The sequence below is a fragment of the Novosphingobium album (ex Liu et al. 2023) genome, from assembly GCF_029076845.1.
GTDB lineage: Bacteria > Pseudomonadota > Alphaproteobacteria > Sphingomonadales > Sphingomonadaceae > Novosphingobium.
The window spans coordinates 1-22,677 of sequence record NZ_JARESE010000038.1; the positions used below are offsets into that span (position 1 = coordinate 1).

The following is a 22,677-nucleotide window of genomic DNA, read 5'->3' on the forward strand; positions in this document are numbered from 1 at the left end:
TGCATCAACAATGGCCTGCTTTTACTCCGCCCCGCTGGCTTGGAATCAGACCGCCGTTGACACATCATCATCTTGACGACGTGCCGACGGATGTGTTTCGGCGTCTCATCCACGAACATGGATTGGATGAAACGAAGGCGGTCTGCGCGTTCCGCGTCCCCGACGAGGAGGGCCCTGGCTCGCTGGGGCAAGGTGCGAGCGGCACCGTCAACAATGCCATCTAGAGCGATGATAGCTGATGTCCGGGCCGGATACCGCTCCGCATATTCACGAACGACGTAAGACCCCATGCTATGTCCTACCAAAAGGAGACGATCTACCCCGGCATCTTTGCGAACGGCTTCGACGGCTCTGGCGAATTCCTCGATCGAATAGCCTCCATGCGCAGCACTTTTTGCCGTGACCGGGGAGATCAAGCGCGATCACCCGAAAACCGTGCCCGGCGAGGTGGCGGACCTGTCCACGCCACGAGGACGCACTACAAGCCCATCCGTGAAACAGGAGAATGGGTGGGCCCTTGCCGGCGACAGGATAGTGAATGTTCGCACCCTCGGCGACGATGGATCGCTTCGTCACACCAGGACATAGACGCGTCTGCAGCCATCTGCAGTAGCGTAATAACGCGCTGCTCAAAGCGGCCCGCAGGCTATTCGAGATGCCCCGCGAGCGCATTCAGATCCTCGGCCTGCTCAAGCGATCGCGACCTGCGCCTCACCCTTTGCGACGACCGTTCCATCGTCGAGCGTTGCCGACAGTTCGAACGTTGCGAGTGCGCCTTCCAGCGCCATAACTTTCGCCCTGAAAGTGGGTCGAGCATGCACAGGCGTGAAACTGAGGAAACGCGCAGAGAACGTCCGAACGGCAGACTGCGGTAAATTGTCGGTCAACAGACGCGACATATAGGCCATCGTCAGCATCCCATGCGCAATAACGTCATCGCGGCCTTTGGCCTTGGCCGCATCGATATCTATGTGCGAGGGCTGATGATCTCCTGAAGCACCGGCGAAGAGAGCCAGGGTCTTGCGGGTGATGGGTTCGACCTGCAGCGGAGCCAGTTCACTGCCGACGGTCAGGTTTACAGTGGTCACTTGAGGGCCTCCGGATGACGCAGGGCTATAATACAACGGGCTTCGAGCAGGAGTTCGGTATCACGCTTTACCTTCGTCTGCTTGACGGCGAACTCAAGCGCTCCACCCTTTTTTGTGTAGACATCGATGATTCGGCGCTCGAACAGCAAACTGTCGCCAGCATAGGCAAGCGAATGGTATGTGAAAGCCTGTTCGGCATGTGTCGTCTTCGTAAGATCGCCGCCGACCTCTTCAAGCCAACCTAAGGGATGCGGGAGCTCCAACTCCAGGGAATTGCTGAGGAAGGTCAAGGGAGCGGGAAGGTCACGATGGCCGGCCGCTCTCGCGGCCTCAACATCGCTGTAAATTGGATCGGTCAGTCCGATCGTTCGTGCGAAAAAACGAATCCTGCCACGCTCGACCTCGAAGGGCATGGAAGCGATAGGGTGCTGCAGGGCAGCATCGCGATCAATGTACAAGTTCCGATCCTTTCTGCGATGCAGTGGGCGTCAAAGACTGTCGTAGACTGCGTCGTAATAGCCGGCGTTCAAAGAACCCCTGCCCGCCTGGCATTGATTCATTGCGTAGGTCAGCGTCACGCCTCGCTCGACATCGGCGATCGACAGCGAGCCACCGGCGCCATACCAGTAGCATGTGCGAGGCCCTGGCCGGAGAAATGGCAAGGGCCCCTTCTCCTTGTGCTCCAGCGGCGCCAGCGCATAACCGATGCCCCACCGAATGGGCTTCAGGTAGTAGCCATCGATTCCGGCAAACTGTTCCTCGAATATCCGCGCTATCGTTGCATCCGACAGAAGCTTTACGCCGTGCGACGATCCACCATTGGCAAGGACAGTCATCACACGCCCGAGTCCTCGCGCATTGGCATGTCCGCTGCTACCGGCAAGTTCCGATTGGCGCCATTCGGGCGAGTTGAAAAGAGCGAGAGGATCACGCTTTTGCCCGGAAAAGGAGCCTTGACGGGTACGGGCTCGAATTTCTCGCTCCGCTGCCAAAGGATCGGGAGTGACCGGATCGGCAGTCGGCTGGGGAGCGGACTTGGATGCAGACGGAGCAGCTTCGACAGGTGCCGGATAGACTGTAGCCACACGATCGAACAGCGTATCGGGCAAGCCCAGATAGAAATCTGCATCGAGAGGGCCGGCGATCTCATCGGCGATATACTGGCTCAGTCGACGCCCGGAGACACGTAGCACAAGTTCGGAGACAAGATGGCCAAAGGAACTGGCATGGTATGATCCACGCGCGCCGGGTTCCCACCACGGAGCCTGGGCCGCGAGCCGCGCGGTCGAGCTTGCTGTATCATAAGCATCTGCGATGCCGAACGGAGGTTCCCAGGCAGGCAATCCTACGGTATGAGCAAGAATATGCTGCACCAGCGCGCGCTCCTTCCCGTTCTGGGCGAATTCAGGCCAGTAAGTTGCGACCGGAGCGTCGAGATCGAGCGCCCCCCGTTCGACCAGTAGCAGCACGGCAAGCGAAGCAACCGTCTTGCTTGCCGAAAATACGTTGACAATGGTGTGCTCGTTCCAGGGAGCGCTATGCTCGCGGTCATGCCAGCCTCCCCAGAGATCGATGACATCCTCACCATCGATGGTAACGTGGAGGCTGGCGCCAGTTTCCTGGCCGGACCGGATATTGCGGGCAAACAGATCGCCTGCCGCACGAAAGCGTGGATCGCAAAATCCTTTAAGCTGGGTCATCGATTCCTCATGCGAAGATATTGGCAAATGCGAATTGCGCATCAGCGCACGACCTGTTTCTCATGCAGCGCCTTGATGTCGCCCTCGGAGTAGCCCAGCAGATCCTGGAGAATCTCGTCCGTATGTTCTCCGACCCGCGGCCCGAGCGTCCGCACATCGCCCTTGAAGCCCGAAAAGCGGCCGGCAGGAGAGGCCATACGGATCGGCTTGCCGGTTTCATCGTCATCAAGTGAAATAATGGAGCCCCGCGCGATGATATGTGGATCCTTGACAATCTCCTCGGCCGAATAGATCGCGCCGATTGCAAGACCTGCGTTGGCGCAAAGGTCAAGTAATTCCGACAGGGTATAGCCTTTCGTCCATTCGCCGATACGACCCTCAAGCTGGGGCCGCTCGCTGACGCGCAGGTTGGAATTGTCGTCATATCTCTTGAGCTCCTCATCGTCGATAAGAGCCCGCAATTGGCGCCAGAGCTTCTCGGTGGAGCAGGCGATGACGGCATAGAGGCCGTCCCTGGTCTGAAACAGGCCATGCGGCGACCAGCGCGGGCTCGAATTGCCCATCCGCTCCATTCGCGAGCCGGTTTCGTCATAAGTGACGATCATATCCTCCATCATGCTGAGGATCGGCTCATAGAGACCGAGATCAATCTTCTGGGGCTCCCCGGTCAGATCGCGCTGACGCAGCGCCAACATCAGCGCAAAGGCGCCGTAGATGCCGGCGATCCCGTCTCCCAGCATCGCATAGCCTGACTGCACCGGCGGTCCATCCTTGAAGCCGGTGCGATTGGTGAGTCCCGCAAAAGCTTCAGCGACGCGAGCGAAGCCGGGACGCTGCTGATAAGGTCCCTCACCATAAGCGGTCAGGTGATAGAAGATTAGATCTTTGCGAACCTTGACCAGGTCTTCAAATTCCAAGCCCCATTTCTTGAGCGCCGAAGGTCTGAAATTGAGAATGACAATGTCGCACTGGGCGACAAGCTGGCGGAAAACGTCACGCCCCTCGTCACTGTTGAGGTCTAGCGCCACGCTCTTCCTGTTGCGCGCGATGACCTTCCACCAGACCGAAACATCTCCGCGCAGCGGGGCAATGCGGCGCATCGAGTCACCGGCAGGCTGTTCTACCTTGATCACCTCGGCGCCATATTCAGACAGTTGCGAGGCAGCATAAGGCGCGGCCAGAAACGTGGCGGCGTCCAGGATACGAATTCCGGAGAGGGGCCCCTTGTTTGCGTTCATTGCGTTCGTTTCCGTTCTCGAATTGGAAGTCGGAGGTGCGATGACGACACTTCCTTCATTCACTTTCCCGCCTGAGACGGTAAGTTGAAAATCATACACCCCTTTTTCTGGCATTTCTGTACCCAGAATACAAGAACCGATAGGGTGAACGGCACGGCTATTTGCCGACACGTCTCGCGATCATGGCGGGGCATTCGTCGCGTTCTCTGACGCGTCGTACAATACTCCGGCTTCGATCAACCGTTGGATTTGATCCCGCGACAACACTTCGCCAGCGATTTCGCATGAATGCTCGCCGACAAGCGGCGCGTCGAAGGCACGCGAGGGTCGCGTCCCATCGAATGTGAAAGCGGGTCGCACAAGGGCCAGCCCGTCGCGCTCCGGTTCCAACTGACCCAACCATTCGGTCTGGGGATGGAAGACAACGTCCTCGATAGTGTTGACCGGCGCAAAGGGTACATCCGCCGCCAGAAGCGCATCCTGCCATTGTGCGCTGCCGCGTTTCAGGAATTCGGCTTTGAGGATGGTTTCAAGCTCCGTGTAGTTGGCAAGGCGCTGGCGGTAGGTGGCGAAGCGCGGATCGCTTACGAGATCTTCACGCCCGATTGTACGCGCAACATTCGCCCAGAATTTCTCCGACACCGACAGATGGAGCGTGATGGCCTTGCCATCCGACGCGGTCACGCAATAGGCTTGAGCCTGCCCATGGCGCGATTGTCGGGTCGGGCTGACGCCGCGCTCGAAATAATTGGAAACGGCGTCGATGGTGATCGAGGACATCGCTTCCATGAGCGAGGTTTGCACGATCGTCCCTCTTCCGTCGGTCGCCTGATTACGGCCAACCAGCCCCGCTAGCACGCCGCATGTGGCCGTAATCCCGGTGATCAGATCGGCGATGGCACCGCCGGTCAACTGGATCTTGTCGGGATCGTTCATGAGCGAATAATTTCCGGCGATGCTCTGCCCGATGCTGTCATAGGCAGGACGATCGCGCAGCGGTCCGCCGGGACCAAAGCCCGAGATCGAGGCATAGACCAGACCCGGATTGATTTCCCGGCAGGCATCGGCCCCCAGTCCCAAGGCCTCGACTTTCCCCGGCCGGCTGTTCTCGAGAAGGACGTCGAACCGCGGCAGCAACGCCTTGACCAGGGCAACGCCCTCCGGCGATTTAAGGTTCAGGCTGATGCTGCGCTTGCCCGCATTATACTGAAGAAAATAGGCGTCGCGATTGCCGGACCCGCGGCGAAAGGGATCTCCGCTACGCACCGGTTCCAGTTTCACGACATCCGCACCCAGCGCAGCGAGGAGTGCTCCGCAATAAGGTCCTGAAATATAGGCGCCGAGTTCAAGGACACGAAGGCCCGTTAGCGGCTTTGCATTGTGCGCATCATTGACGGTCATTGCAGTTGTCCAGTTTCTCGAATAATAGTGCCCGCAGAACATCGGCATCTGTGGTTTATGTGCAGAATATTGATGGATGATGGAATCTTTGTGTTTCCATGATCTTGAATGTCAGTCGCGACAGCGACAGGAAGAACGGAGCTTCACTTGACAGATTGCGCGATAGATCCCGAAAACCTCTATGGAATCTGGCGCCTCGTGCGCAGTACGGCTGTCGACAAGCATGGCTCCCCCATTCGCGATCCCTGGGGACCGCGCCCCTCCGGCATTCTTGTCCTCGAACGGTCCGGCCGGATGATGGCGCAACTCGTGGATGGACGACACGATGTCGAAGACTGTGAAGAGCGCGCTTATTCGTCCTATACAGGGCGCTACACGGTCGAGCGCAATATCCTGACCACGACGATCGACGGAGCCTCCGATCCCACGCGGATCGGCAGCAGGCAGCCGCGCGAGATGTCCTCGCGAAACGGCGAGCTAATTCTCGCTCCTCCGACTCGCCCCGACGGTGAACGCCGGGAAATCTATTGGGTTCTCGTTGCGCCCGAACCACGTCAGTAGCTCTTCTCCAGGCGCAAAACCTTTTCGCCGATGAAGGACAGGATCATCTGCTCGCTGACCGGTGCAAGACGGGTGAGCATCACCTCGCGGAAGAGGCGCTCGACATTATATTCTTTGGCATAGCCGACCCCTCCGTGCGTGAAGATCGCGCGCTCGCACGCGTGGTACCCTGCACGAGCGCCAAGTAGCTTGGAAGCGTTGGCTTCCGGCGCACAAGGGCGGTCGTTATCGTAGAGCCATGCCCCTTTCATCACCATTGCCCAGGCCGCCTCGAGATCAGCCCAGGATTCAGCCAGCGGATGCTGTATCGCCTGGTTCTTGCCGATCGTTCGGCCAAATACGACACGTTCGCCCGCATAGCGCGCGGCGCGCGCGAGGGCATCCTGACCGATCCCGATGGCTTCGGATGCGACAAGAAGGCGCTCGGGGTTGAGGCTGTCGAGAAGGTAGTAAAAGCCCCTGCCCTCTTCGCCGATCCTGTCTTCTTCAGGAACAAACAAATCGTCATAGAAGGTCGCATTGGAATCGACGGCCTTGCGCCCCATCTTTGGAATGAGCTGGACATCGACCTTGCTGCGGTCGAGATCGGTGTAAAAGATGGTCATGCCATCGGTCGGCTTGGCGCATTCCTCTCGAGGGGTCGTACGAGTGACGAGCAGGATCTTGTTCGCAACTTGTGCTGTGGTGGTCCACATTTTCTGCCCACGCACCTCATACCCGCCGGGCACCTTACGCGCGAAGGTCTGGATACGGGTGGTGTCGAGACCGGCATTGGGTTCCGTTACACCGAAGCAGACCTGGTCTTGGCCGGCCACCAATCGCGGAAGCCAGCGGGACTTCTGCTCAGGCGCCCCGTGCTTCACGATCGGATGCGGTCCAAACAAATTGATGTGAACGGTCGAACAGGACGCCATGCCGCCGCCATGTCGTCCGATTTCGTTCATCATGATCGCAGCTTCGGCGACGCCCAGGTTCGCGCCTCCAAATTCTTCGGGCATGGTGATGCCCAGCCAGCCCCCCTCGGCCATTGCCCTGTGAAATTCGAACGGGAATTTCCCGTCTTCGTCGCGCGCGCGCCAATAATCATCCTTGAATTGCGACACGACTGCCGCGACACCTTCCCGAATGGCGACCTGATCATCTGTATAATCGAAATGCATCAGCCAGTTTCTTCCGTTCCTGATCTACCCACCGCGCCCGCGCTTATGGCTGGCAGCCGGCTGACTAGAAGTTGACCTTGTCCCCGCCCTTGAGGCCGAGAATGTCGCGCGCCTCATCCGGCGTCGCGACTTCAGCTCCCAGGCTTTCAACGATTCCGCGAATCTTGGCGACCTGTTGCGCATTGGAGCCGGCAAGCTTGCCTCGTGAGATGAACAGACTGTCCTCGAGGCCGACGCGGACGTTGCCGCCCATCTGGCTGGCCGTTGTCGCGAGCGGCATCTGCGCCCCGCCAGCGCCCAGCACCGACCAGCGATAGTCGGTTCCGAACAGCCTGTCGGCCGTGCGCTTCATGAAGATCAGATTATCGACTTCGGGACCGATACCGCCGAGGATGCCGAAGATGAACTGAATGAAGATCGGCGCCTTGAACAGACCGATATCCATGCAGAAGCGCAAATTATAGAGATGCCCGACATCGTAGCATTCGTGTTCGAACTTGATGTTGTGGGGCGCCAGCGAAGTAGCAACGAGGCCGATATCGCGGAACGTATTGCGGAAAATGAAGCTGTCCGAGTTTTCGACATAGGCCTTTTCCCAGTCGAACTTCCACGTGTCGTATCGCTTGGCGAGGGGGTGGAACGAGAAATTCATCGAGCCCATGTTGAGGCTGCACATCTCAGGCGAAAAGCGCAATGCCGGCGCAATACGCTCCTCGATGGCGTTGAGGAGACTGCCACCTGTCGAGATGTTCACGACCGCGTTCGTCGCCTGCTTGATCCGCGGCAGGAATGCGGCGAAGTCATCGGGATCGATCGACACGCCGCCGTCACCCGGGCGACGCGCATGAAGATGCAGGATCGCTGCACCGGCCTCGGCCGCCGCAATGGATTGGGCAGCGATATCGTCCGGCGTGTAAGGGAGCGCGTCGGACATCGTCGGCGTGTGGATAGCGCCGGTGACAGCGCAGCTGATGATCACTTTTTCACGGGCCATGGCCTGTCACTTTCTTTCAGTATGAGCGTGCAGATTCTGTCAGTTGCCACGGTCGGCAAAGGCATCGCGTATCGCGAGCACCTTTTCCGCCTGTGTCAAATGCGGGCGGTCGAACATTCGACCATCGATTCCGATTGTTCCGACGTCAGGCGCGCTGGCAAAGGCGGCCACTACCTTCTCGGCCATGGCGATGTCCTCCGCGCTGGGGCTGAAGGCTTCGTTCAGCGGAGCGACCTGCGCCGGATGAATGGCGAAGCCGCCAGAAAAACCCTCCCTGCGGGCCCCCGTCAAGGTACTCGACAATGCTTCGAGATCGCGAAAGTCAGGATAGGCGGTTTCCAGCGCATGGACGCCAGCCGCCTTGGCGCCGAGCAACATGTTGCTACGCGCCATACGATAGGTCAGCGAAAGCCTTCCATCGGCATCCTTGTTACTGGATGCGCCGATGTCGGCGCTCAGATCTTCCGCCCCCCACGTCATACCATAAAGCCGTTCCAGTCCGGCGTTTCGGTATTCACCCAGCGCGAAGGTCGATGCCGCTGTCTCGGTGGCAACGGCGATGATCTCGGTTCGGGCGTCAGTCGGTCCCTCTCGCACCTCCAGAACGTCGAGATAATGACTGAGGATACGGATGTCCTGCGGCCCTTCCGCCTTCGGGAGCAGCAGGCCGGACGGCCGCGCTCCGACGATCGCGCTCAAATCCTCCAGCACATGATCGCCGCGTAGCGGGTTAATGCGTACCCATAGCTCGAGCCCCGGACGTACGGCACCGCTGCGCAAATACTCGGCCACCATGCGCCGCGCTTCCGGCTTCCGTCCCGCAGCTACAGAATCTTCAAGATCAAGCACCAGGGCATCGGCTGCCGACTCACGTGCCTTTCCCAGCTTCTTTTCGCTGTCCCCAGGAACGAACAGGAACGATCGAACGGGAATCCTCATGCTTGCGGCTTTCCAAGCATGAGAGCCGATCGCAGACAGGAGGCGACCAGTTCATCGTTCTGGTTATAGGCGCGATGCCGGAAAGTGACGATACCTTGCCCGGGGCGCGATCGGCTATCGCGCAACGTCACGATCTCGGTCTCGGCCCTGATCGTATCGCCGTGAAAGACGGGCTTGGGAAAGCGGACTTCATCCATTCCCAGATTGCCCACGGTCGTGCCGAGCGTCGTGTCGCCCACCGAAAGGCCGATCATGAGGCCCAGGGTGAAAGCGCTGTTGACGATGCGTGTGCCGAACTCGGTATGCTTGCGGCAATAATCCTCATCAAGATGGATGGCTGCCGGATTGCATGTTGCTACCGAGAACCAGGTATTGTCGCTCTCGGTGACGGTGCGCCTCATTTCATGGCGAAACACCTGTCCCTCGGTAAACTCGTCGAAATAAAGTCCAGCCATATTTCCTCACTCTTCGCACAGCGGCTTTCGCGCGCCCCTTCCTTACTCACCTCACCTGCAACGAATTCAAAGCCTGCCTCCGCCGCAGCTCACCTTTACCCACCACTTCCGCGCTTTGTATCCGTGGGCGCGGGTGGATCCTTGCGCAGCACTTCCTCGATCTGATCTGGAGCCACCTTGATGCTCACGCCGGCCCGTTCCTGCGGGAGCAGCATTACCGAGCGGGCATCCCTGTCACCCCAGCCCCGGTTCATCGCCTCCTGGACGTCAGCCAGCGCGAGGTTCGCGAAACGCATCGGCACGCGCAGATCACGTCCCAGTTGTGTCGCCAGCGTGAGATCCTTTTCGATGATGCGCAGCGCAGCATGGGGCGGATCGAAGGCGGCGGGCAGGAATTCATCGACGAGCCCATCGAATGTCCGCCGTCGCCCAATCGAGCCCTGACGGATGGCCGCCCAGAGGGAAAGCGGGTCCGCGCCGGCTTTGACGCCCATCGTGAAAACCTCCGCGATCGCCGCCTGGGTCGCCTGGCTGGTGCAATTGTGAACAAGCTTGGTCACCAGTCCGGAACCGATCGGGCCGACATGCGCGGGCATATCGCCCATCACCCGCAAAACCGGCTCGAAACGGTCAAAGATGGCGCGGTCGCCGCCGACCCAGATTCCCATCTGTCCGCGCACGGCACCGCCGGCACCGCCGCTTACCGGGGCGTCGAGTACATGGGCGCCCTTTTCCCGAAACGCTGCGTCGAGCTTCTCAAGCAGGCTGCGGGAATTGGTCGACATTTCGAAAAAAGCGCTGCCCGAACGGATCCCCTCGATTAAACCGCCGCTGCCGAGCGCGACCTCTGCGATGATCTGAAGGCTGGGGAGGCATGTGAAAATGACATCCGCACTTGCGGCGAGCTGTGCTGGAGTGTCGGCCCAGGACGCTCCCAGGGCAAGCTGGGCTTGAGCAGCCTCACGACGAACGTCATTGACGATGAGGCGATATCCCGCCCTGAGCAGGTTGAGCGCCATCGGTCCGCCCATGATGCCCAGCCCGACATATCCGATGGTCAGCTGATCCCTATCGGTCATTGCGCCTGCTCCGGGGCGATCAGTCCGCGATCCTCGAATAGCCCCCGTGCAACCAATGCGGCCGAAATCGCGGCGGGGAAGCCGGCGTAGACGGCAAGATGCGTGAAGATCTCACCGAACTCGTCCTGGGTGACGCCATTGGCCAGCGCCTTTTCGAGGTGCGAGCGCAGCTGGTCGGTCTGACGCATGCCGACCAACGCGGCGACGGTGATCAGACTGCGGTCGCGCTTGTTCAGTTCGGGGCGCTCCCAGACATCGCCATAGACGGCGCCTTCGATCAGTTCGAAAAGTTTGGGCGCGACGGGCCTGATGCGGTGCTTGGAAGAGGAAGGGTTTGACATTGCGATCCTATTCGAAATTGTAGGCGCGCAGGGCCGTGCCGGCGAAGAGCGCGCGTTTCTCATCGTCCGAAGCGCCGGCGACGATCTTTTTGAAGACGGTCCATAATGTGCGGTAATCGGTGGCACACATATCGACCGGGAAATTGCTCTCGAACATGCAGCGGTCCGGACCGAACACTTCGATGCAGGAGAGGATGTAGGGCGACCAGGTGGCGACCAGTTCATCTTCCGCGATGTTCCCCTGGCGCTGTTGAAAGCCGAAGCCCGTCCGATCGTTCGCGAGCCCGCCAAGCTTCATGAAAACATTGGAGCATTCCGCCAGTTCGGCTACGCGCGCCTTCCACCGGGTGAAGTTGTCGCCACCGGCATAGCGCCCCTTGCCGATCAGTCCGCCGCAATGCCCGGCAATAATGACCGCATCGGGACATGCACGGGCAAGGTCGGCAAGCTCTCCGAGCTGCGGATAGAACTGCCAGGCATCGAACGCCAGTCCGTGACGGGAAACACGCGTCAAGGCTTCACGGAAGCTCGGTTCCGCCATAAGCCCCTGTTGCGCGAACGCACGCGACCCGGAGTTTATCAGCGGATCCGCATCCCAATTGGCGGGAGAGCGAAGTCCGCAGAGCCGGCCGTCGCTGGCAAGTGCAAGTTCCTCTATGACCTCTTCTACCCGCTCGCCGGCCATAAAATCGGCTCTGCCGACGAACCGATCACAAATGCAGGCTGGTCCATAGGCGCCCGATTGAGCGGCGCGCGCCACGGACGCAGCAAATTCGGCCTCTCCCGCACTGCGCAGATGCTCGGGCCCCGAAGTTCGATAATGCTGTCCGCACTCAACATAGATTGTGGCAACGACATTGTGTCCTGCGCGCAGATCAGCGGAAAATTCCTCGATCAGATAAGAACCATGATCGTCCGCCCAATGATTGCTCGGATACAGATGATGATGCGCGTCCACGATCGGGAGGCCCGGATCTGGTACGGAATTCAACGGTGAGTGCCTCCCTCTTCGCACAAGCTCATTATCGAGCCTGCCGGCCGATGCTCTTGCAACTCGTCGATGTCTTGCGATTCGATGGTCATTTGGATACAGGGTACATAATTCTTTCACAAGATCGGAAAATGGGAAATGGCGGAATCGCAGCCAGCTTCAATATGTCCACCCAAGGGCGATCGGGTCGCCGGCAAGGTCGCGCTGGTGTCCGGCGCGGGTTCGTCGGCCGCCGGCATCGGCAACGGTCGCGCCTCAGCGATCCTCCTTGCCATGCAGGGCGCGCGGGTCGGGCTGCTCGATTTCGATCTGGACGCCGCGAACGAGACTGGCCGGATCATCGCTGAAGCAGGCGGAGAGTGCTTCACCATTGCAGGAGACGTGAGCAACGACGCCGACTGCGCCGCGGCGGTGACCGAAACCCTGCGTCGCTACGGCCGCCTCGACATTCTGGTGAACGTGGTCGGGACGAGCAAGGTGCGGGGCGATGCAACGGAGGTGGATCTCGACGAATGGGATCGCGGCATGCGGATCAACGTCAAGTCGATCGTGATGATGGCCCGCCACTCGGTTCCGGTCATGCGAAAGAGAGGTGGCGGCTCGATCATCAATATCGGTTCGATAACCGGTCTCCACGGCGGACACCCTAACCTGCTTTATGCGACGTCGAAGGGCGCGCTTGTCAACATGACGCGCACGATGGCGGGCAATCACGGGAAGCACGGCGTGCGCGTCAACAATGTCGCGCCGGGGTTCGTCTACACTCCCGTTGTCTACGGCAAAGGCATTCCCGATGATGTAAGAGACTATCGCCGAAGGATTTCCGCGCTTCAGACCGAAGGCACGGGTTGGGATGTTGGCTACGCGGTCCTCTTCCTTGCCAGTGACGAAGCCCGCTGGATTACCGGGGTGACCTTACCCATCGACGCCGGCGTTAGCGCCATTTCGCCGCATTTCCAGACCACCACGCCCAACCGGAAGTTCGATTGAGATGCCCTGGCTTGTTCCGCCGTTTTGCAGCGAGAGGCTCTAAAATGGAAGCGACGCACGGCCTCACGCGGGAATTGGCCCGCTACGCGGTCAGCACGCGATATGATCTGTTGCCGCAGGAAGTACGCCACGAAGCCGTTCGCGCCTTTCTCAACTGGATCGGGGTGGCTGTTGGCGGCTGCCAGGAAGATGCGGTGTCGGCTGCGGCAGCATGTCAGGCCGACACGGGTGCAAAGCCGGTTGCCACAGTCATCGGTAAGGCCCTGCACACCGACGTTGCTGGGGCTGCCTTCGTAAACTGCATCGCATCATCGGTACTGGCTTTCGACGATGCGCATCTGCCATCCGTGGCTCATCCCTCGGGTCCGGCGGCAGCTGCACTGTTTGCGGTGGCGCAGTCTCGATCGGTCGGAGGCGAGGCATTTCTGTCGGCGTTGGCTCTTAGTATCGAAGTTCAGTGCCGGGTCGCGAATATGCTCGTCCTTCCCCCCTCGACCTTCAGTCCCAACATCTATGTAAATGGCTTCAGCGGTCCGATTGGGGTTGCGGTCGGAGCAGGACGGCTTCTGGAGCTCGACGAGCAGAAAATGATATGGGCGATCGGCCTTGCTGCTTCCCAGGCGTCCGGATTTCGCGCAACCGGCGGAACCATGACGGGCCATTTCCGACCTGGTCATGCAGCCCGAACCGGGGTGTGGGCGGCGCTGCTGGCAGACAAGGGCTTTGACTGCACTGACGATGCTCTAGAGGCGCGCGGCGGACTTCTCGATATCTTCGCCAAAGGGGCAGATACGGACTTTTTCTTGTCGGATCTTGGCGCGCGCCACGAAATGCTCCGCAACCGATACAAGCCTTATCCCTGCGGCATTGTCATTCATCCCGTGATCGATGCCTGCCTCGACATTTATCAGCAACTTCCCGCTGCCGGGGAGATTCGTCACGTCCGTCTCAAGGTCAATCCCGCCGTGCTTGCATTGACCGGCAAGCGCGAGCCCAAAACGACGCTGGAGTCGCATGTAAGTGTATATCACTGGGCCGCATGCGCATTGCAAAAGGGAAAGGCAGGACTCGCCGAAACGGAAATCGCATGCCTCAGAGATCCGGCGATACAGGCTCTCGGCAACAGGGTTGAGGCGCAAAGCGATCGGGCAATCGCAAAGGAGCAAGCGATCGCAACTGTCATCCTGGACGACGGAACGACAATTGAAAGCCATGTCCGCAACGCGCGCGGAAGCGGCGATCGGCCGATGACCGATGACGAGTTGAACGCAAAGTTCGACGAACTCACCCGGCGCTTGCTTGTTCCTGAGCGATCAAAAGAGCTGCGCGAAGCGTGCTGGCATATTGCTGCGGCGGAAAATGTCGGCGCGCGTATCGGCGCCCTGCTGCCTTGATGGGGATCGTTCAATTGCGCGTCGCCAAACATTTAAATCAGGAAGAATGGCCGGAGTTAATTCCCGCCGTGGGCGCGCGCCACCCGCGAGGCAACGCTTCTCTCTCCGTGCGCTGCAGATATCATGGACGCAGAAGCGGCTATCTTTCGCAAGGCGCGGCGCAGGCGCGCTATCATTGGGGTATCAGGAGCAGCGCCGAGAACGCTGACGGAAATGGCGCCGATGCCGAAGCCGTCCGAGTCCATTACGGGAACAGCGATACAGAAGAGATCGTCACGGATTTCGAACCGGTCGAAAGCCAGACCGCGCGCTCGCACCTCATCGAGTTCGCGACGAATTTCGGCCGGATCGGTAAGTGTGTTGCGAGTGAGCGCCACAAATGGGCCGTTGGCCAGGTAGGCGTCGAGCTCTCCTGGGGCCAATCCCGCCAGGAGGATCTTGCCGATCGCCGAGCAATATGCCTCCAATTGTATCCGTTCGGCCGTGAAAAGCTCGCCGTCAGTCCCCGTCTCCCTGACGAGATAAGTGACCATGCCGTCATCCAGGATCCCGAAATGGGTGAAAGCATCGTATGTCCGGGCGAGGCGCGCCAGCGGTCGCCGCAAGCGCACCGCAACCTGCGCCTCGGGCGTCGGCTCTCTGGAAATGCTCAATGCAGGACCGGGGTGATAATAGCCTTTGCGAACGCGAACGAGAAACCCCTCCTCTTCGAGCGTAAGCGCAAGACGGTGCGCCGTTGGAAGCGGTATTCCGCTTTTTTTGGCGACCATAGACATGCTCGTGCGGCCTTCGTCGGCAATGATTGCCGAAAGCAGATGCAGGCCCTTTGCGAGTGTGGAAGCCGACTTGGTGGCCATCCCCCATGGATGGCTCATTATCTCTCACCAAGCAAGAGATTTCGGGGCAGGCAACGTGGTTACTGCGTAATCAGATCGTATGGTCGCGCACAAGGAGTGAATTTATGACAGTTGAATATGAGTCGGCTGCGCGCCTTCTGCGTAAAGCCTATGCGTCGGGTCCGATTGCCCCGCTGCGAGATTATCTCGATCCGCTTGACGCTGCCGGGGCTTATGATGTGCAGTCGATCAATACCAGATTTTGGCAAGCGCAGGGACGCCGGATTGTCGGCCACAAAGCCGGTTTGACAGCGAAAGCTGTCCAGCAGCAACTTGGCGTTGATCAACCTGACTTTGGGGTATTGTTTGACGACATGCGTGTCGATGACGGCGGCTATCTTGATCCGGCCCGGTCGATTCAAGCCAAAGCGGAAGCCGAGATTGCATTCGTTCTGGGAAGGAAGCTGCCGGACGCTGGTACGACGCCAGAGGACGTCGCCAACGCCATCGAGAGTGTTCATGCGGCGATCGAGGTCGTCGATAGCCGGATCGCGGACTGGAAGATCACGTTCGCCGATACGGTCGCCGACAATGGCTCGTCTGCGTTCTTCGTGCTCTCCGAAGCAGGTAAGCAGTTGAGCGGTCTTGATATTTATACCGCCGGAATGGTGATGGAAATCAACGGCACCATTGCTTCGTTGGGAGTCGGTGCCGCGGCGCTCGGCAATCCACTCAACGCAACCGCCTGGCTCGCGCGAACGCTTGCGGCCCGGGGTGAACCCTTGGCGCCGGGCGATATCGTACTTGCAGGTGCGCTCGGACCGATGGTGCCGATCAATCCGGGCGATCATGTCCGTGCGATTGTCGGCGGCATTGGCGAATGTTCGTTCACTTTTGGAAAGGCCTGACAAATGGCTGATAAGATCAAGGTTGCAATCATCGGTTCGGGCAACATCGGCACCGACCTGATGATCAAGATCATGCGTCTGTCAGAAACCCTCGAGATGGGCGCGATGGTCGGCATCGATCCCCAATCGGACGGCCTGGCGCGCGCAGCCCGATTGGGTGTCCCCGTCACATCGGAGGGCATCAACGGTCTGATCGCAATGCCGGAATTCGCGGACATTTGCATTGTCTTCGATGCGACCAGCGCGGGCGCGCACAGGCGCAACAATGAACTGCTTCAGGCTCACGGCAAGCGCGTGATCGACCTCACGCCCGCCGCGATCGGCCCCTATGTGATCCCGCCGGTCAATGGGACGGATCATCTCGACGCGGCCAATGTCAATATGGTGACATGTGGCGGACAGGCGACAATTCCGATCGTGGCAGCGGTCAACAGAGTAGCTAAAGTTCATTATGGCGAGATTGTCGCATCGATCTCGTCCAGGAGCGCAGGACCAGGCACGCGCGCCAATATCGACGAATTCACCGAAACGACGAGTCACGCGATCGTCGACGTCGGCGGAGCCGGTCGCGGTAAGGCGATCATCATCCTCAATCCGGCCGAACCGCCGCTCATTATGCGTGATACGGTCTATTGCCTCTGCGAAGAAGCCGATCAGGCCGCCATTGCTCATTCGGTCGAAGAGATGGTCGCTGAAGTCCAGAGCTATGTCCCTGGGTATCGACTGAAGCAGGCGGTCCAGTTTGAGCATATCGGCTCCAATCGACCGCTGCGAATTCCAGAAATGAACGGAGAGTTTACCGGGCTCAAGGTCTCGGTCTTTCTCGAAGTGGAAGGAGCTGCGCACTACTTGCCCGCCTATGCGGGAAATCTCGACATCATGACTTCTGCGGCGCTCAAGACCGCGGAGAAGATCGCCGCGCGCCTGCAATTGGGAGCCACAGCATGACTTTCGATCCGACCCAAACCAAGCTCTACATCCAGGATGTTACCCTGCGCGACGGCATGCATGCCATTCGCCACCAATATGGGCTTGATCATGTGCAAGCGATCGCCAGGGCACTTGATCAAGCCAAAGTGGATGCGATTGAGGTCGCCCATGGCGATGGACTGCAGGGATCGAGCTTCAACTATGGCTTCGGATCACATACCGATTGGGACTGGATCGGTGCAGTCGCCGAGGTGCTCGAACATTCGGTGCTGACGACGCTGTTGATCCCCGGGATCGGCACGGTGCATGACCTCAAGCGGGCCTACGAACTGGGTGTGCGCTCGGTGCGTATCGCGACACATTGCACTGAAGCGGACGTCAGCAAGCAGCATATCGAGGCGGCGCGAAAACTGGGAATGGACGTTTCCGGCTTTCTCATGATGAGCCATATGTCTGCGCCCGAGCCTCTCGCTCAACAGGCCAAGTTGATGGAGGATTACGGAGCCCATTGCGTCTATGTCACGGACAGCGGCGGGGCGATGAATATGGACCAATATGCCGCGCGCTTGCGAGCCTATGACCGGGTGCTCAAGCCCGAGACGCAACGGGGGGTTCATGCCCATCACAATCTCAGCCTCGGTGTCGCGAATTCGCTCGTCGCAGTGAAGAACGGGGCGATCCGGGTTGACGCCTCGTTGGCCGGCATGGGCGCAGGAGCCGGCAATGCGCCGCTTGAGGTCTTCATTGCCGCGGCCGAAACCTACGGGTGGAATCATGGCTGCGATCTGTTTGCTCTGATGGATGCAGCCGAAGACCTTGTGCGCCCGCTTCAGGATCGTCCTGTTCAGGTGGATCGTGAGACCCTGACGCTCGGCTATGCCGGAGTTTACAGCTCGTTCTTGCGCCATGTGGAAAAGGCGTCGGTCGAGCATGGCATCGACACGCGCTCGATTCTGGTGGAACTCGGTCGGCGCAAGATGGTCGGCGGTCAGGAAGACATGATCGTCGACGTTGCACTTGACATGGTCAGACATGCGCAAGAAGCCGGGTAAGCGCTTTTGATTGCTGTTCCCGTTAACACTGATCAGCAGGCCTCGCCGTCGATCCTGGTAATCGGAGCCGGCGCGGTAGGCAGTTTCCTCGCCGCCGCTTTGGCGCGAACGGGGAGAAAGGTCACGCTCGTCGCGCGTGGTGAGCGCCTCGAGCAATTGCGGCGTGGCGGCATCCTGTTGGGCGGCGGATGTGCGAGCACCTACATGTCCGTCAGCGCGGCGGACTGGGGCGAGGTGGATTCTGCGCCTGGACTGGTGATCCTTTGCGTCAAGTCTTTTGCCGTCAAAGGCGTTCTCGACCGGCTCGCGTCGAAGCTTGGCACGGACAGCACAATTCTGACACTGCAGAATGGAATTGATGCGCCCGGAGAAGTCGCCCGGCGGTGCCCACAGGTTACCGTCGTGGCTGGCCGTCTCCATGGTTTTTTCGTGCTTGATGGCGCGCAGGTTCGGCATATCGGAGTTGCCCCGTCGATCTGCTACGGCCTCGTCCATGGGCTTGACGATGGCGGCCCGGCGCAAGTCGGCGCAGTTCTGACCGAAGCGGGAATCGCAGCCGAGGCGTCAAGCGATATTGAACGCGATCTCTGGGAGAAGTTTGTGCTCGCCGCCGCCCTGGGAGGGGTAGGCGCAGCGCTCGACATACCGGCAGGAAAGCTCCTGTCCGATCCGATCGGCTGTCGGCTTTTGCATGCTGCATTGCGCGAATTGGTCCTGTTGGCGACCCATAAGGGCATTGCCTTGTCCGCCGATTTCGTTGCGCGAACACTGGCTTTGATCGCGACATTTCCCGCCGACGCCACCACATCCCTGCAACGAGACTTCGAAAGAGGCGGCCCTTCCGAGTATCGGGCGCTGGCGGGCGCCGCGCTGAGGATGGGCGAGGAGACCCGGCTTGGGCTTCCCGCGCTCAGACGGATCGAGGATCTTATGCTCCGCCGCGGATTGGACCTCACCAATGTGATTGGGTGATCGCTGGACGATCAGTCAGTGCGCTTTGTGGCGGCACATCGAGACAAACCATGAACATTTGAACGAAAACAGGGCCGTCAAATGCGGTCGATTTTGAAGACGCTGAAGGATTTTTGAAGATGTTTTCTCTCTGGTTGAAGCACCAATGTTTTATCGATGGGGAATGGTGCGATGCCGATGATGGCGCGACCGCCGACATTGTGGATCCCGGAAATGGCGAACGGATTGGTTCGGTACCGCAGATGGGAACGGCTGAATGCCAACGCGCCATCGGCGCTGCTCAAACAGCTCTGCCCGCCTGGCGCGCCAGGACCGCCGACGAACGTGCGCGCATCATGCGCTCCTTTTATGAGCACATGATGGCCAATCAGGAGGCGCTTGCCACCATCCTCAGCCGTGAGCAGGGCAAGCCGTTCCTCGAAGCCAAGGGCGAGATCGCTTATGCCGCATCCTTTCTCGAATGGTTCGCCGAAGAAGGCAAGCGCGCCTATGGCGAAGTCGTGCCGGGTCATGCAGCAGACCGCCGTATCGTGACGCTCAGGCAAGGTGTCGGTGTCGTCGCGGCGATAACGCCGTGGAATTTCCCCAGTGCGATGGTCACGCGAAAGCTTGCGCCTGCTTTGGCGGCAGGCTGCACAATGGTCCTCAAGCCTGCGCCGGCAACTCCTTATTCGGCTTTGGCCCTGGCGGCGCTCGGAGAGCAGGCAGGACTCCCCCCAGGTGTGTTCAATGTCGTTACGGGCGATGCCCTGGCCATTGGCGGCGAGATGACACGCAATCCGCTCGTCCGCAAGCTCACCTTCACCGGTTCGACTGAAGTTGGACGACTGTTGCTTCGGGCTTGCGCCGATACGGTGAAGAAAGTTTCGATGGAATTGGGCGGGAACGCGCCGTTCCTCGTGTTCGATGATGCAGATATCGATGCGGCCGTTGAAGGCGCTGTCGTTTCCAAGTTCCGTAACTGTGGTCAGACATGCGTCTGTACCAACCGCTTTTACGTGCAAGACACGGTCTATGACGAGTTTGTCGCCAAGCTGGCCCAACGCGTCAGCACATTGCCGGTTGGGTATGGCATGGATGAGGGAACGATGATCGGTCCCCTGATCGACATCGCAGCGGTTCACAAAGTCGAAGCTCATCTTGAAGATGCGCTCGCCGGCGGCGCTGCGCTCCTGACCGGCGGCAAGCGCAGCATTCGAGGCGAAAATTATTTCGAACCTACGGTAGTGGCGAATGTGAAGCCCGATATGAAACTGGCACGCGAGGAGACATTCGGCCCATTAGCGGGTGTCATCCGGTTCAGGGACGAGGCGGATGCGATTGCTCTGGCGAATGATACTGAATTCGGCCTCGCCAGCTATTTCTATACGCGGGATATCGGTCGCGTCTGGCGAGTGGCCGAGGCGCTCGAAGCGGGTATCGTAGGTATCAATACAGGGCTGATATCGACGGAAGTGGCGCCCTTTGGTGGGGTGAAACAATCGGGCCTGGGCCGCGAAGGGTCGCGCCACGGCCTCGACGATTATATGGAGATCAAGTATCTCTGCTTGGGAGTTTAATTTCGATGCAGCTAGAAAATGATGAACTTTCTCGACTGGCGCTAAATAAAGAAAAGTGCACGGCCGAAATCGTTCATGAAGGAAGAATTCGTGTCAATGGTACTCATCATATGGTCCTGGCGATAGTGCGGTCATTGCCAATTTAACCGTCGCATCGACAGTTCGGCGCGCTAACCTACAGGCGGCGCCGTCCGAACGGTCGGGCTGGTTGAAAAGCGGCTGCGCGCTTTGATCGACACTATTGCGCTTTCCGAGTTCGAGGGCACCGACAGGCCATGCGGAACTCCGGACTCCCGACGGAACGAGGACCGGCAGACTGTATCGGGCAGGACGTTGCGAAATCGATGGCAGCAAATGTCTAGCCTGATTTTCTCAAACGGCGACCGAGAGTGGGAGGTGAAGGGGAAGGATTGCCAGCTTGTGCTCCCGTCACGTTGTCGAGCGAGCGTAGAACCGGTTTTTTCACGAGGTGAGGACAAGCGGCACCGTCCGCTGGCAGCAGTTGGCGGGATTCGGCGCTGTTGGACTGTGCGCTGTCTGGTTCGTCAGCGGCCGCCGGCTGCACAGAGGAAGGCGTGGGCGAGCTCCCATTCGTCGCGCCAGGGATAGGCCGATGCCATGGCGATCTTGATACGTCGGACGCTGGTGGTAACGAGCGCGCCGATCTTGAGCAGGCGTAGACGGATCGTACCGCAGGTGGCGTTGGCGAACTGGGTGAAGCGCAACCCGATCCGGCGCAGCGCACCCAGCAGGACATAGGCCATTGAAGCGAACCAGAGGCGCAGCTGGTTGGCGCGCAGGGTGGCGGTGGACGTGCGGTCGGCAAACAGGTCAGCCTGGCATTCCTTGATCCGGTTCTCCATCTCGCCACGCGCGCAGTAGATTTTCTCGTAAAGGTGCTGCGCGTCGGCCTCGGTGCGTGAGAGCGAGGTCACGACGAAGCGCGGATTGGTGTCGCCCTGCGTCACCTCCGCCTTGGCGACGACCCGGCGCTGGCGGCTCCAGCTCTTCAGCGTGCGGTAGCCGAAGTCCTTGAAGCGCCGGGCGGCCTTGCCGGTCTCGCGGCTTTCCGCGCGGGCCTCGGCCAACGCCTTTGTGATCCTGCTGACCAGACGATCGTTGCGCGCAAGTCCGAACAGATAGTCGACCCGGTTCGCTTCGCACCAGGCCATCAGCTCCTCGCGGCAAAAGCCACTGTCGCCGCGCAGCAGGATCCGCGTCCTTGGCCAACTCGCACGGATTTGCCCGACAAGCCGTTCGACCTCCTCGCGCGCGCCCGCCGCACCGTCGATGTTGGACGGCCGCAGCTTGGCGGCGAGCAGGTGGCGGCCGCAGAAGATGTAGAGCGGCAGATAGCAGTAGTGATCATAATAGCCGTGGAAGAACCGCCCTTCCTGATGCCCATGGATCGGATCGTCGGTCGCATCGAGATCGAGGATGATCTGTTTGGGCGGCTTGGCGTGCCCCTTGAGGAACATCGTCGCAAACAGCGCTTCGATTGCTGCCGGATCATGGCTCACTTTATGGTATTTCGTCGGCTCAGGCCGGCTCAGCTCGAGCCGATTGAGCGTGCTCTTGCCGGCAAGCGGCGCGCAGTCTTTGCGATGCGCGCTGAGCTTGCCGACCAAGCTTGCCATCACCGGATCATGACGCAGCTGATCGTGGTCGTTCAAATCCTCGTAGCCCAGCGCAATCCCAAACACCCGCTGGCAAACCAGCGTGCGCACCTCATGCTCGATCAAATCCGCGCGACGATGATCCGCAAAACACCCGGCAAAGCGCTCCACCAGCCTGATCGCGCGGTCAGTGGCGCCCAGCAGCAGCCCGCCAGCATCGCTCGTCACCGCCCCGCCGTCGAACGCCGCCACAACCGCGCGCGATTCTACACGTGCAAATCCGTAACTCTTTGCGCTACACTCTGTCGGCATCGGGGAATACCTCTGCTCTTGGTTATGTCTTTGTTGCAGAAGAACTTTCCCACAATCAGAGCCCCGATGCACCCCCTATCTTTGAGATATCCGGGCTAGCACTACTTTGGCAGAAGTGCGTTGGAATGTCTGGCGAGGGTGCATCTACAGTGAGGGCAATG

The 22,677-nt window shown here is 59.7% G+C and carries 24 protein-coding genes; 8 read left to right on the forward strand and 16 right to left on the reverse strand.

Annotated features, from left to right (window positions below):
- From PYV00_RS24420 to PYV00_RS12020, 7 genes are all read right to left on the reverse strand, one after another.
- The coding region (locus tag PYV00_RS24420; RefSeq protein ID WP_428981631.1) for an alpha/beta fold hydrolase at positions 1 to 368 on the reverse strand (368 nt) is incomplete at its 3' end.
- Positions 292 to 672 (reverse strand): alpha/beta fold hydrolase, encoded by a 381-nt coding sequence (locus tag PYV00_RS24425; RefSeq protein ID WP_428981630.1) that lies wholly within the window; start codon positions 670 to 672, stop codon positions 292 to 294. The genes PYV00_RS24425 and PYV00_RS24420, both read right to left, overlap by 77 nt.
- A 17-nt stretch (positions 673 to 689) precedes the next feature.
- Positions 690 to 1,088, reverse strand: a complete 399-nt coding sequence (locus PYV00_RS12000) for a MaoC/PaaZ C-terminal domain-containing protein (protein WP_275228504.1) — start codon at positions 1,086 to 1,088, stop codon at positions 690 to 692.
- On the reverse strand, positions 1,085 to 1,546 hold the full coding sequence (locus PYV00_RS12005; protein WP_275228505.1) for a MaoC family dehydratase N-terminal domain-containing protein: 462 nt from the start codon (positions 1,544 to 1,546) through the stop codon (positions 1,085 to 1,087). The genes PYV00_RS12000 and PYV00_RS12005 overlap by 4 nt, the downstream gene beginning before the upstream one ends.
- A gap of 30 nt (positions 1,547 to 1,576) precedes the next feature.
- Entirely contained in the window at positions 1,577 to 2,788 is a 1,212-nt protein-coding gene (locus PYV00_RS12010; RefSeq protein WP_275228506.1) for a serine hydrolase domain-containing protein, read from the reverse strand.
- Positions 2,789 to 2,829: 41 nt separating this feature from the next.
- Positions 2,830 to 4,026 (reverse strand): CaiB/BaiF CoA transferase family protein, encoded by a 1,197-nt coding sequence (locus PYV00_RS12015; RefSeq protein WP_275228507.1) that lies wholly within the window; start codon positions 4,024 to 4,026, stop codon positions 2,830 to 2,832.
- A 180-nt stretch (positions 4,027 to 4,206) separates the two neighbouring features.
- A complete protein-coding gene (locus PYV00_RS12020) occupies positions 4,207 to 5,427 on the reverse strand; it encodes a CaiB/BaiF CoA transferase family protein (protein ID WP_275228508.1) in 1,221 nt (406 codons plus the stop codon).
- Between the two features lie 147 nt (positions 5,428 to 5,574).
- Between PYV00_RS12020 and PYV00_RS12025 the strand changes: the two genes are divergently transcribed.
- Positions 5,575 to 5,988: a lipocalin-like domain-containing protein gene (locus PYV00_RS12025; protein WP_275228509.1), complete on the forward strand. Its 414-nt coding sequence runs from the start codon at positions 5,575 to 5,577 to the stop codon at positions 5,986 to 5,988.
- Here PYV00_RS12025 and PYV00_RS12030 read toward each other — a convergent pair.
- The 7 genes from PYV00_RS12030 to PYV00_RS12060 form a co-directional block, all read right to left on the reverse strand.
- The gene (locus PYV00_RS12030; RefSeq protein ID WP_275228510.1) at positions 5,982 to 7,148 is read right to left on the reverse strand and encodes an acyl-CoA dehydrogenase family protein; all 1,167 of its coding nucleotides are present in this window, start codon (positions 7,146 to 7,148) and stop codon (positions 5,982 to 5,984) included. The two genes, PYV00_RS12025 and PYV00_RS12030, sit on opposite strands and share 7 nt — an antisense overlap.
- Before the next feature lie 64 nt (positions 7,149 to 7,212).
- Positions 7,213 to 8,142, reverse strand: coding sequence for a 3-keto-5-aminohexanoate cleavage protein (locus tag PYV00_RS12035; RefSeq protein ID WP_275228511.1), 930 nt, complete (start codon positions 8,140 to 8,142; stop codon positions 7,213 to 7,215).
- Between the two features lie 39 nt (positions 8,143 to 8,181).
- Positions 8,182 to 9,081 carry an HpcH/HpaI aldolase/citrate lyase family protein gene (locus PYV00_RS12040; RefSeq protein WP_275228512.1) on the reverse strand — a complete coding sequence of 300 codons (900 nt, stop codon included), beginning with the start codon at positions 9,079 to 9,081 and terminating at the stop codon, positions 8,182 to 8,184.
- A complete protein-coding gene (locus PYV00_RS12045) occupies positions 9,078 to 9,536 on the reverse strand; it encodes a MaoC family dehydratase (protein WP_275228513.1) in 459 nt (152 codons plus the stop codon). Before PYV00_RS12045 ends, PYV00_RS12040 begins: the two co-directional genes overlap by 4 nt.
- 95 nt (positions 9,537 to 9,631) lie before the next feature.
- On the reverse strand, positions 9,632 to 10,615 hold the full coding sequence (locus PYV00_RS12050) for an NAD(P)-dependent oxidoreductase (RefSeq protein ID WP_275228514.1): 984 nt from the start codon (positions 10,613 to 10,615) through the stop codon (positions 9,632 to 9,634).
- Entirely contained in the window at positions 10,612 to 10,956 is a 345-nt protein-coding gene (locus PYV00_RS12055; RefSeq protein ID WP_275228515.1) for a carboxymuconolactone decarboxylase family protein, read from the reverse strand. Before PYV00_RS12055 ends, PYV00_RS12050 begins: the two co-directional genes overlap by 4 nt.
- Before the next feature lie 7 nt (positions 10,957 to 10,963).
- Positions 10,964 to 11,914 carry an amidohydrolase family protein gene (locus PYV00_RS12060; protein ID WP_275228516.1) on the reverse strand — a complete coding sequence of 317 codons (951 nt, stop codon included), beginning with the start codon at positions 11,912 to 11,914 and terminating at the stop codon, positions 10,964 to 10,966.
- 171 nt (positions 11,915 to 12,085) lie between these two features.
- Here PYV00_RS12060 and PYV00_RS12065 point away from each other — a divergent pair, with 171 nt between their 5' ends.
- Both PYV00_RS12065 and PYV00_RS12070 read left to right on the forward strand, forming a co-directional pair.
- On the forward strand, positions 12,086 to 12,937 hold the full coding sequence (locus PYV00_RS12065; protein WP_275228517.1) for an SDR family NAD(P)-dependent oxidoreductase: 852 nt from the start codon (positions 12,086 to 12,088) through the stop codon (positions 12,935 to 12,937).
- 44 nt (positions 12,938 to 12,981) lie between these two features.
- Entirely contained in the window at positions 12,982 to 14,331 is a 1,350-nt protein-coding gene (locus PYV00_RS12070; protein WP_275228518.1) for an MmgE/PrpD family protein, read from the forward strand.
- A 56-nt stretch (positions 14,332 to 14,387) separates the two neighbouring features.
- Here the strand turns inward: PYV00_RS12070 and PYV00_RS12075 are convergent, their stop codons facing one another.
- Entirely contained in the window at positions 14,388 to 15,188 is an 801-nt protein-coding gene (locus PYV00_RS12075) for an IclR family transcriptional regulator (RefSeq protein ID WP_275228519.1), read from the reverse strand.
- Positions 15,189 to 15,292: 104 nt separating this feature from the next.
- Here PYV00_RS12075 and PYV00_RS12080 point away from each other — a divergent pair, with 104 nt between their 5' ends.
- The 5 genes from PYV00_RS12080 (at position 15,293) to PYV00_RS12100 (ending at position 20,588) form a co-directional block, all read left to right on the forward strand.
- Positions 15,293 to 16,075, forward strand: coding sequence for a 2-keto-4-pentenoate hydratase (locus tag PYV00_RS12080; RefSeq protein WP_275228520.1), 783 nt, complete (start codon positions 15,293 to 15,295; stop codon positions 16,073 to 16,075).
- Between the two features lie 3 nt (positions 16,076 to 16,078).
- On the forward strand, positions 16,079 to 17,023 hold the full coding sequence (locus PYV00_RS12085; RefSeq protein ID WP_275228521.1) for an acetaldehyde dehydrogenase (acetylating): 945 nt from the start codon (positions 16,079 to 16,081) through the stop codon (positions 17,021 to 17,023).
- A complete protein-coding gene (gene dmpG, locus PYV00_RS12090) occupies positions 17,020 to 18,057 on the forward strand; it encodes a 4-hydroxy-2-oxovalerate aldolase (RefSeq protein WP_275228522.1) in 1,038 nt (345 codons plus the stop codon). The genes PYV00_RS12085 and dmpG overlap by 4 nt, the downstream gene beginning before the upstream one ends.
- A gap of 6 nt (positions 18,058 to 18,063) precedes the next feature.
- A complete protein-coding gene (locus PYV00_RS12095; RefSeq protein WP_275228523.1) occupies positions 18,064 to 19,029 on the forward strand; it encodes a ketopantoate reductase family protein in 966 nt (321 codons plus the stop codon).
- A 119-nt stretch (positions 19,030 to 19,148) separates the two neighbouring features.
- Entirely contained in the window at positions 19,149 to 20,588 is a 1,440-nt protein-coding gene (locus PYV00_RS12100; protein ID WP_275228524.1) for an NAD-dependent succinate-semialdehyde dehydrogenase, read from the forward strand.
- Between the two features lie 545 nt (positions 20,589 to 21,133).
- Here PYV00_RS12100 and PYV00_RS12105 read toward each other — a convergent pair.
- Positions 21,134 to 22,516: an IS1380 family transposase gene (locus PYV00_RS12105; RefSeq protein WP_275228525.1), complete on the reverse strand. Its 1,383-nt coding sequence runs from the start codon at positions 22,514 to 22,516 to the stop codon at positions 21,134 to 21,136.
- Positions 22,517 to 22,677: the final 161 nt, after the last annotated feature.